General features: G+C 69.0%; 5 protein-coding genes. 1 reads left to right on the top strand and 4 read right to left on the bottom strand.

The window, feature by feature from the left end:
* Positions 1 to 45: 45 nt before the first annotated feature.
* Positions 46 to 918, bottom strand: coding sequence for an IS3 family transposase (locus tag ACWEGE_RS46890; RefSeq protein WP_449667000.1), 873 nt, complete (start codon positions 916 to 918; stop codon positions 46 to 48).
* A complete protein-coding gene (locus ACWEGE_RS46885; RefSeq protein ID WP_449666999.1) occupies positions 863 to 1,090 on the bottom strand; it encodes a hypothetical protein in 228 nt (75 codons plus the stop codon). Before ACWEGE_RS46885 ends, ACWEGE_RS46890 begins: the two co-directional genes overlap by 56 nt.
* Before the next feature lie 74 nt (positions 1,091 to 1,164).
* On the opposite strand from ACWEGE_RS46885, the gene ACWEGE_RS46880 reads away from it, so the two are divergent.
* Positions 1,165 to 1,848 (top strand): transposase, encoded by a 684-nt coding sequence (locus ACWEGE_RS46880; RefSeq protein ID WP_449666998.1) that lies wholly within the window; start codon positions 1,165 to 1,167, stop codon positions 1,846 to 1,848.
* Between the two features lie 260 nt (positions 1,849 to 2,108).
* Here the strand turns inward: ACWEGE_RS46880 and ACWEGE_RS46875 are convergent, their stop codons facing one another.
* Together ACWEGE_RS46875 and ACWEGE_RS46870 are read right to left on the bottom strand one after the other, a co-directional pair.
* A complete protein-coding gene (locus tag ACWEGE_RS46875) occupies positions 2,109 to 2,357 on the bottom strand; it encodes a hypothetical protein (protein WP_449666997.1) in 249 nt (82 codons plus the stop codon).
* Positions 2,358 to 2,444: 87 nt separating this feature from the next.
* A partial coding sequence (locus ACWEGE_RS46870; protein WP_449666996.1) for a transposase occupies positions 2,445 to 2,661 on the bottom strand: 217 nt, incomplete at its 5' end.

The following is a 2,661-nucleotide window of genomic DNA, read 5'->3' as shown; positions in this document are numbered from 1 at the left end:
CCGCGGTCTTCCCCGTCCCACCCGAACACGGGGACGCTCCAGCCCTCAGGAAAGGCACTTTTCGTGGGCGTCGCCGACCGATCCGATCGAGGCGGCGATGCCGGCGGTGTCCAGATGCTCGGCGAGCCGGAAACTCGTATATTGCGACCCGGCATCCGAGTGGTGGATCAACTCGTCTGGCTGAACCGGGTGTTGGTCGCGGTCACGTTGCCACACGGCCATCTCGAGGGCGTCCAGGACGAAGACCGTTTCCTTCACGGTGGCCGCGGACCAGCCGACGATCCGGCGGGAGAACGTGTCCACGACGAAGGCGACGTAGACGACACCGGCCCAGGTCTTCACGTGGGTGAAGTCCGCGACCCAGCAGCGGTTCGGGGCGGCAGCGACGAAGTCGCGGTCCAGCAGGTCCGGCGCCCGTTCGGCTTGCCCGCCGGGCAGCGTGGTGATCACGCGTTTACCACGGACCGCCCCAGCGATGCCGAGTTCGCGCATCAGGCGTTCGACGGTGCAGCGGGCCACGCGGCGGCCCTGCCGGTTCAGCTCACGCCAGATCTTCCTCGCCCCGTAGACGTGGTAGTTGGCCTCGAAGACCCCGCTGATCTGTCTCTTCAGTTCGGCATCCCGCACGGTCCTGGCCGACGGTGGGCTGCGACGTTTGTGGTGGGCGTAGTAGGTGGAAGGGGCGATCCTGCAGTCGTGCTCGGTGAGCGTCCTGCAGATCGGCTCGACGCCGCCGAAGCGGTCCCGGTGCTCGTCGATGAACGCTACGAGCGTGTGTGTGGCCGGTCTAGCTCGGCCGCGAAGAAACTCGCCGCGGCCTTCAGGATCTCGTTGGCCCGCTTGAGTTCGGCGTTCTCCTTCTTCAATGCCTTGAGCTGGGCGGACTCCTCCGTCGTCGTCCCCGGACCTGCCCCGCATCGATCTCGTGCTGCTTCACCCAGTTCCGCAGCGTCTCGCGGGAGCCGATGCCGAGCTTCTCGGCCACCGCCTGCAGGGCGGCCGTCTCGTTCGGGTAGACGTCGCCTACCTCGGCGACCATGCGCACCGCGCGACGGCGGAGCTCAAGCGGGTAACAGGAAGGTCGTGCCATGACTCGATCCTTTCATGAAATCGAGTCTCCATTCGAACCGGGGCGGTTCAAGGTGCCGCCTGCTCCTTCTCGGAGTGGCAGGTCACCAGGGTGGCGTCGATGTCCAGGACCAGGCCGGGCAGGTCACGTCCACCGGCGCGGGCGGCGGGTATACCGGACCTTGTCTCGGCAGCCTGCAGCCAGGCAACCTCGCGGGCGGCGGCACGGGCAGAGCGCACGGCGGCGAGTGCGGCCGGGTCGATCCCGGCCAGCAGGCGCCAGGCAGTCGGGGAGGATGCGACCAGGCGGACGCCGTCGTCGGCGCCGACAGCCGTGGCTTCGACGGCGGCAAGCTGGTCAACGGGCGCAAGCGGCACGTCGTGGTCGACACGCTCGGCCTGCTGCTGGGCGTGATGGTCACGAGCGCGAATGTCAGCGACCGCGCCGCCGCCCAGGTCCTGCTGCGGCAAGTCGCCGACGCCCACCACCTGCTGAAACTGGTCTGGGCCGACGGCGGCTACACCGGCAGCCTCGTCGAGTACTGCCTGGCCACGTTCGCCCTGGTCCTGGCGATCGTCAAACGCAGCGACGACATGCGTGGCTTCGTGGTCCTGCCCAAACGGTGGATCGTCGAGCGTCTCTTCGCCCACCTCATGCGCACCCGCCGCCTGGCGCGCGACTTCGAACGCCGCACCACCAGCGCCGAGGCGATGATCTACTGGTCGATGACCCTGCTCATGACCCGCCGCCTGGCCCGCTCACCCCGCGGGCGGGCGTGAAACGGCCCGGCGCCGGCTCGGCCAGCCAGCCACGCGCGACCAGCCGTTTCGCCTTCGACCTCAGCGCCTCCACCCGCGCCGGAACCACGTCCATGCCGAACAAAGCGGCCATCTCCTGGCAGGTCACCGGCCCCTGCCCGAGCCGGGCCCGGTCGGCCGCCACCTTGCAGGATGCGCTGGTAGTCCACGGGCAGAGCCGACCAATCCAGGCCCTGGCGCCACACCGGTACCTGCGACCTCGGCTTCGCCGCCTCCGCCGGCTACGGCGCCACTCGGCCCTGTTCCTCGGCGGCCGGCACCGCCTGCTCGGCCCGGGCCTGGCCCGGTCCCTTCTCGTCCGGCAGGGCCAGCACCTCGCCGACCCTCGAGCGGGCGATCACCCACTCCTTCCAATCCCGCTCGGCCACAGCCAGCTCGGCCTGGACGCGGTCGGCCTCCTCCCGCAACTCGTCCACCCGACGCCGAGCACCCAGCTCACGCTGTTCCAGCAGCCCAACCACCGACGGCATCCACGACCTCCACAGCAGCGGCGACACAACAGACCACCACTCCCACAGGATCGTCGACCCTATGCCCGACCAGCGAAAACGCTGTCCTCAAGCCCGGAAAGACAACAGCTTCTCAGGCCAAGACGTCACCTCATTGGTGAGTCTGCGGTAACAGTTGAGGGTGCGGGCGATGCTGGTCGAGGCCAGGAATTGCTCGGCCTTGCGCTCGTAGCGACGGTGCAGTCGCCGGCATCCGGCGAGCCAGGACATCGTGCGCTCTACGGTCCACCGGTGACGGCCCAGGTGCGTCGAGGACTCGATGCCC

Source organism: Amycolatopsis sp. NPDC004747 (assembly GCF_053601335.1).
Note: the sequence above shows the minus strand (reverse complement) of the source record. Positions and strands in the feature narration are given on the sequence as shown.